This window comes from Actinomyces oris (assembly GCF_001937445.1).
GTDB lineage: Bacteria > Actinomycetota > Actinomycetes > Actinomycetales > Actinomycetaceae > Actinomyces > Actinomyces acetigenes.
Genome location: NZ_MSKS01000016.1, coordinates 119,001 through 125,695, shown reverse-complemented (window position 1 = coordinate 125,695; position 6,695 = coordinate 119,001). Strand labels below are relative to the sequence as shown.

6 protein-coding genes and 1 pseudogene are annotated in these 6,695 nt (G+C 47.3%); all 7 read left to right on the top strand.

The genetic code is table 11. The features are described 5' to 3' along the window. Positions 1-124: 124 nt before the first annotated feature. Positions 125-580: pseudogene (locus BKH20_RS05915) on the top strand (IS1634 family transposase); the annotation flags it as partial. Positions 581-1,344: 764 nt separating this feature from the next. After that, on the top strand, positions 1,345-1,629 hold the full coding sequence (locus BKH20_RS15045) for an SdpI family protein (protein ID WP_430793381.1): 285 nt from the start codon (positions 1,345-1,347) through the stop codon (positions 1,627-1,629). Next, positions 1,626-1,757 (top strand): hypothetical protein, encoded by a 132-nt coding sequence (locus tag BKH20_RS15040; RefSeq protein ID WP_430793378.1) that lies wholly within the window; start codon positions 1,626-1,628, stop codon positions 1,755-1,757. The genes BKH20_RS15045 and BKH20_RS15040 overlap by 4 nt, the downstream gene beginning before the upstream one ends. After that, entirely contained in the window at positions 1,744-2,361 is a 618-nt protein-coding gene (locus BKH20_RS13975) for a hypothetical protein (RefSeq protein ID WP_143224947.1), read from the top strand. Before BKH20_RS15040 ends, BKH20_RS13975 begins: the two co-directional genes overlap by 14 nt. Continuing rightward, positions 2,342-3,466 carry a radical SAM protein gene (locus tag BKH20_RS05905; RefSeq protein WP_075390312.1) on the top strand — a complete coding sequence of 375 codons (1,125 nt, stop codon included), beginning with the start codon at positions 2,342-2,344 and terminating at the stop codon, positions 3,464-3,466. Before BKH20_RS13975 ends, BKH20_RS05905 begins: the two co-directional genes overlap by 20 nt. A gap of 19 nt (positions 3,467-3,485) precedes the next feature. Further along, positions 3,486-4,511 (top strand): methyltransferase, encoded by a 1,026-nt coding sequence (locus tag BKH20_RS05900; protein WP_081381608.1) that lies wholly within the window; start codon positions 3,486-3,488, stop codon positions 4,509-4,511. A gap of 239 nt (positions 4,512-4,750) precedes the next feature. Further along, positions 4,751-6,586 (top strand): ATP-binding cassette domain-containing protein, encoded by a 1,836-nt coding sequence (locus BKH20_RS13970; RefSeq protein ID WP_143224946.1) that lies wholly within the window; start codon positions 4,751-4,753, stop codon positions 6,584-6,586. Positions 6,587-6,695 lie beyond the last annotated feature (109 nt).

Sequence of the window (6,695 nt, the reverse complement as noted above, 5' to 3'; positions counted from 1 at the left end):
CACAGAAAACTGGACAGGCCCTCCCAGCGCGAGGAAACGGTTCTAGCAGCACCGATCCTGCGAGATCCTCGCCCCTACCCCAAGCCCCCACACCGACCCACACCCCTTGGAATCAATCATCTAGGACCCGGACACTCACCCGGGGTCGTGGCGGGCGGTGTGGGCCTGCTCCAAGAAGCGCGCCGCCAGGGACACTCAGACCCTGACCGCCCGGTCCCTGGTGGGCCTCAAGGGGTACGTCACCAACATCCCCGCAGGCTTGATGGACGCTGGTGAGGTGGTCTCCTCGTATCACGAGTTGTGGCACGTCGAGCAGTCTTTCCGGATGAGCAAGCACGACCTGCGAGCCCGCCCCGTGTTCCACCACACCCGCGATGCCATCGAAACGCACCTGACCGTGGTCATGGCCACCCTGGCCGTCGCCCGCCTCCTCCAGGAGACCACCGGGATCAGCATCAAACGCATCATCCGTACCCTCAAGCCCCTCCAGGACGTCACCATCAACCTCAACGGCCATAAGATCGCTGCCCAACCCCAAATCACCCCAACCGCAGCCAGCATCCTCAAATCCCTACATTCCCAGGGCACTAAGGTGTCACGAGTCAGGCTAGAGCGCCACACCGTGGTGGTCACTGGTGCCGACCCTGCTTGCACGGCGTTGCCCCACCTGGCACATCAGCTCATCGTCCCACGCGCCCAGTAGGCCGGCGCTACCCGCCCGGGTCGCAACCATGTCGGGTAACCCACCCTCATGCGCCAGGTTGCTGACCACCCGTGCCAGGGAACGGGGTCCAGGCCACAGAGGTCCTTACCTACCCAGACGCTGGGCAGAACCTTCAGACACTGGAGCCCACCTGGCCGCCTACACCCCACTGACCCCGGTAACCAGGACGTCAGGCTCGTCCATCAAGGGCAAGGTGCGGCTCCCACAGCGGCAGCAAGAGGCTCAAGCGCACCATGGGCCCCCTCGCCTTCATCTCCCTTCGCTCCGCCCCCGTCTCCCGGACCTACTACCAGCACAAACGAGACGGGGACAAAGCGCGTTGGACCAAGCTGCCCTCGCCCTGACCCACCGCCAATTGACTCACCGCACTGGAGCACTCCTCCAAGAGCCCAACAGCGGGTATCGAAAATAAGAACCTGTTTCGCCCACCATAGAGGGGAAAAGACACAATTACGCAACAGACCTCGCAGCCGACAGACTACCGCGGTATACTACCGACCGTACAGTTGATTCACGGCGCGAATCGAAAGGTGTCATCGGTGACGAACACAATTATATCCACCCTACTCTTTGCCGTGGTCGCCATATCTGCTGGCACACTCATAATCCTGGGAAACAGAATGTCTCTCGGAAAGTTAGGTCCGAACAGTTGGTGTGGTGTTAGAACCAAAACCGCTCTCGCTTCGACGGAAAATTGGTACAAGGTGCAAAAAAAGTGCGGAACTACAACAATCATGCTTGGCGCATCTTACTTCGATTCAGCAATATTATTTCTAATTCAATCTATACTTCCGAAACTTTTGTCTATTTTTGTGCCGCTACTGTTATTCGTCATACAATCGACCATTGGAATCGTACTGATTTATATGCGATCATCACTCAACACACAGGAGGAAAACTCATGAGCATCGCAAACACCGTCCAACGCAGTACCGTACAACAATTGACCGAGATGCGACACAAATTAACGGAAAATAAAGCGTTGGCGGAAAGGTTCGAACAAACGCCAAGAGAAATGGTTGGAACAGATTGACGACGAGATGCAAATAGACCTTCATGAAGGCATGACAATCAATTTAATTCAATCGATTGTGGAAGCGCCGGTCGGCACTCGCTTATTAACTCTAGACTACTGTTTGGGACTAATCCAATCGAATGGTACAGCAAAAGATCCTGACGATCCTCCTGCACCAACTGGGCCAATACCAATCCCGGTAGTCGGAGTAAATGTCGTAGCAATTTACAACGCCGCCGTGATAGGTAACGTGGGTGCGTATCACGACGTTGGCGCAGGGATTGAAGTTGTGGCTGGCGCTGTAGCAATTAGAGTAAAATCAGCGATTGGAATGGCAGACGCACCGCTCGCTAACGTGAACCAGCGTCGTAGAACAGTTCAAAAGATTAAACTGTCACAATCCTATCTCGCAGGAACTATCCATCAGCATTTCGAACACAACAATATCGGCGAATCTCGTGAACGCATGATTCTCCGCAGATTAATCGGTAAAAACGATTCTCTGGAAGATGGAGTAGCTGAAATCACTCACGATCATCGGGGGGAAACTCTTAAAGTTAGAGTGAACTATAACAAAGACAACAACGAAGTGTTGGTGGTAGATGGATATGTCGTTCGATAACGATCAAGTTCAGTGTACAATTCATCAAACAACTATAGAAAAGTTGGCTGGGAGAGTTCGGCGATTAGCCATCGCAACAACGGACAAATGTGAGGCCCGCTGCGCTCATTGCCTGATGAAGTCTGGACCGCAGAGGAAGGAGCGTCTAAGCCTAGACGAAATAAAACATTGCATAGACTATTTCCATGAAAATAGCCAGACAGAGATCGTGGTGTTTACCGGCGGAGAATCTACTTTGCTGGCCAACGATTTATTTGAAGCAATATCATACTGCGCAGAAAGGGGCCTCGCAACACGACTCGTAACCAATGCAATATGGGCAACTAATGACTGTGCAGCCGAACAGATGATCGAAGAGCTGGTCGATGCAGGGCTCACGGAAATCAACTACTCAACTGACGACTTTCATTGTGTTTGGATATCTATTGACAATATAAAAAGGGCTTGGATGGCGTCAAAAGGAAAAGGCTTCGAGACCGTATTAATAGCAAACTGCAGTGGGCCAAACAGTACGGTAACGCCGGAGTATCTGCAAGATTTTCTGAATGAGGAAATTACCATCATCACTAACGAGGAGGCGATTAAAACTCTTCCGCCGCCAGCCCCTGATGGTACGAGATACCTGATTTCTCGATCGGCTATCTCGAAAATAGGAAATGGCGCTCGACTACGCGATCGCTATTTTATGCCTTATAAAGATTTGGATCACGAGCAATTATACGGCGGTTGTCCGGGCTTGATGGACCCACCAACTCTTAATGCGGATGGAACACTTGGAGTTTGTTGTGGAATCAACACGGAATACAATCGTATTTTAACGCTTGGTAAATTCGAGGATGTTGTCACTAACGATTTTAAAACCAGCGAGTTTAATGCTCTACTCCTCGAAGCGATTCGTATCCTAGGGCCTTCCTACCTATTTCATCTTGCTTCGGAAAGTGCTACAGCTATTACTGACATCGAGGCCCGGACCGCTTGTGAAGTTTGCGAACGTTTGACAGGGAGCGAGGAACTATTGACATCTCTTGCGAACAAGCAAGAAGTTATTAAAACACAAATTTCACGCATATGTTGTTTTAAAAAAAGCGAGGCTAACTGTGTCTAGTATTTACAACCATGAGCGCATGTCCGTTACGCTTGGTGAGCGAATGTTCCATATTCTTCAAATTGAAGGCTATGTCACTCTACTTTCCTCGTTCGATCCTCGCAAGTATCCGCATGTTTATGTTAAGAGTATCTTGGCTGAGTTGACTGATCCGCTGAGAGCAAACTGTGAACTTCTATGTTTAGGGAATGAGGTAGAACTTGTAAGATTCACCGAAGAAATGCGTTCTTTGCTGTACGAGCTTTGTAATACTGGGATAGCTCGGCTCGTTAACCAACGCATCAGTATTGCGCCCTTATCTTTGTATATTGTACAGGGCATGTTATACTTCTCAGAAATTCCTAATTCACGGATTAGTATATACTTTGGAGAGGATTCAGTTGCACTAGCGTCACGGTTAAATCTTTCACAGCAGCAGAGGCCACCTCGTGGCAAGTTTCTCGATTTATGCTCTGGACCTGGAATACAAGGTTTACTGGCAGCATCATACGGCTACGAAGTAACTGCCGTCGAGATCAATCCTCTCGCTGCTGAAATGTCCCGTTGCAATGCAAGATTCAATGGTATTCCATCTCGACGGTATACTGTTCACGAATCGTCGCTCGTCGAGTATCTTTCGAGACCAAACTGTCAAAAGTATTATAAGATTGTGGCCAACCCACCATTAGTGCCCGTCCCTTCCGACGAACAGTATCAATTTGTAGGGCATGGTGGAGTGGCAGGACTCGAGATTACAACGATAATTGTCGAGAAAGCAAGTCAACTTTTACAGGACGGAGGTGAACTGACTACACTAGGATTTTCAGGAGGGAATAAACTAGGGCCTTACGTTCTTGATGTAGTAAGCGGTGTGACATCATCTGGCCATTATATTGGTAACTTATCAATTTTGGGCCGTGAATCAATCTCAAAGACGTCACGCTTTGTCAGAAGCGTAGCCAAAACTATCAATGGATTCAAAGACGATACTTCTACGTCGCCAGATATGCTCGCTTCAAAATACTTTAAATCTGATATTTCTGTAATTTACTCATATTTTCTCTAGTTAATGCGAATAGAAGTAAAGACGGTAGTTAACGATGGATTGAGAGTATACGATTTCGCTGGTTCTACCAGATATCTAACATGGTGGATATGATGCAAACTATGACAAAAGTGAGTTAAATACTTGATAGATCAGCAGCATCTCGACCGGAGGAGAACTTGATCCTATTGGTGACGACTTGTTGCCGCGACGACGGATGCGGACGTTCTCATCAGTTTTGAGAAAGAAGGGCTGTTTACATGGCAACACTCAAATTCGCCTGTTCTCGTGACGACACAATGGATAGCCACAAGAGTGAGTACAGAAATATTATTCGAGTGTTGGCCAAAATTCTACTTAAAAACTCCTCATTCTCTGTAATCTTGCTCTGCGGTCTCAGCATTATTGCGTCAGTACTACCGGGCACACAAATTTACTTAACGAGGAGAGTCATAAATGACGTCGCATATAGCAGTCGCCCATCGACGGTGTTCTCGAGTCTATTAATGTTCGCTGTCTGCATGATGCTGTCGATTGTTTGCTCTTCTTCGTTGAGCTACGTTTCCTCACGTATTTCATCCAGAATCTCACTTTCGTCGAACGCCGCGGTGATAAATAAAATATCGAGTTTCGAGGTTCGTCATCTTGAGTCTCCTGAAGTCTACGATAAAATTCAACGCGCAAGTCAAGATGTTGCTGATAGTATATTTGGACTGGTTGGCTCGCTTCGTAGCGGAATTCAAGCGTTACTTTCAGTGGCTGGTGTAGCTATGGTTACTATGTATTGGGATCCTCTGATTGCATTACTACTGATACTTGCTACTTTTCCCACTACAATTGCAACGGTTTACCTCACGAAACGAGGATATAGGATCGATTACAGCCGAGCTTCGCAGCGGCGTATGGCATACTACATCCGTGAACTATTCACCTCAGATTCTGCATTTCGTGAGCTAAAGGTATACAAAACAGAGTCTTATTTTCTTAAGCGCTATTGTAAACTGATAAGCCAATTTTACGATCAGGATCTCGGCATTGCGAGATATGCTTTTTTCTTGTCTGTAAGTTCGGGGACAATCTCGATGATTATAAACTGCTTCGCCATTGGTGTAGGAGCCGAACGAACTTTAGGTAGTCATGATGTTGGAGGATTTGCCGCGTATGTCTCGGCTATCGGGACGCTTAGCGCTGGAGTGTCAGCCATCTTGTCAGGCTTAAGCACTTCGTATAAGGCTTTGTTGTATTCTATGAATTTAAGTGAACTGATGGATATTGTTCGAACTAAGGAAGAAGTCGAGGAAGACAGTGGCAAAATATCAGCACAGATCTTACTTAAGACATCTGAAGCCCTTGATATCCGGTTCTTCGATGTTAATTTTGCTTATCCAGGTTCCAGTAATTATACTTTACGTGATCTGACATGTTCGATTCCAGCAAACTCAGTTACTGTGCTAGTGGGTGCAAATGGGTCGGGAAAGTCGTCTTTGATAAAGTTAATACTGAAGTTGTATACAGTAGATGACGGCTCGATTTTACTTTCGGGAGTCAATTTAAAGGATGTATCACGCAGCTCATTTTACGACCTTACGTCGGTCGTATTCCAGGATTATGTAAATTACCAGTTACCTTTGCGCGAAAATGTTGGTGTAGGGTATCTCCCCTATATGTATGATAACGATAGAGTTTTGGGTGCACTAAATCAGGCGCAATGTGATTTTCTTAAGTATAATGGTATTGCCGACTTAGATGCGATGCTTGGTAGGAGATTTTATGGTGGCAGTCAACTGTCGGGTGGTCAATGGCAAAGGTTGGCCCTTGCACGCGCTATGCTAAAGCAACCACGTCTTCTTATCCTGGATGAGTTTGCCTCATCAATCGATCCGATCTCCGAAAGTAAATTACTGACTAGTTTGTCTTCGATTGCAGATTCATGCACCGTATTGATTTCATCCCATCGTTTATCGGCTATTAAGAGTGCAGATCACATAGTGTTTTTGAATAAAGGACATGTAGTTGCTGAAGGAACGCATCGCAAGTTGCTTTCGGAATGTCGCCCGTATCGTGAAATGCTTAAAAATTGGAGTGAAATAGAATAGTGCATTTGCAGCAAAATTACGATAATCAGATTTCAGTGAACTGGCTCTGGCCTGTACAGATTTCGGTAACGGCTTGTCTATCAGGCGGCTGATTTTGTTGAGTTGGCAC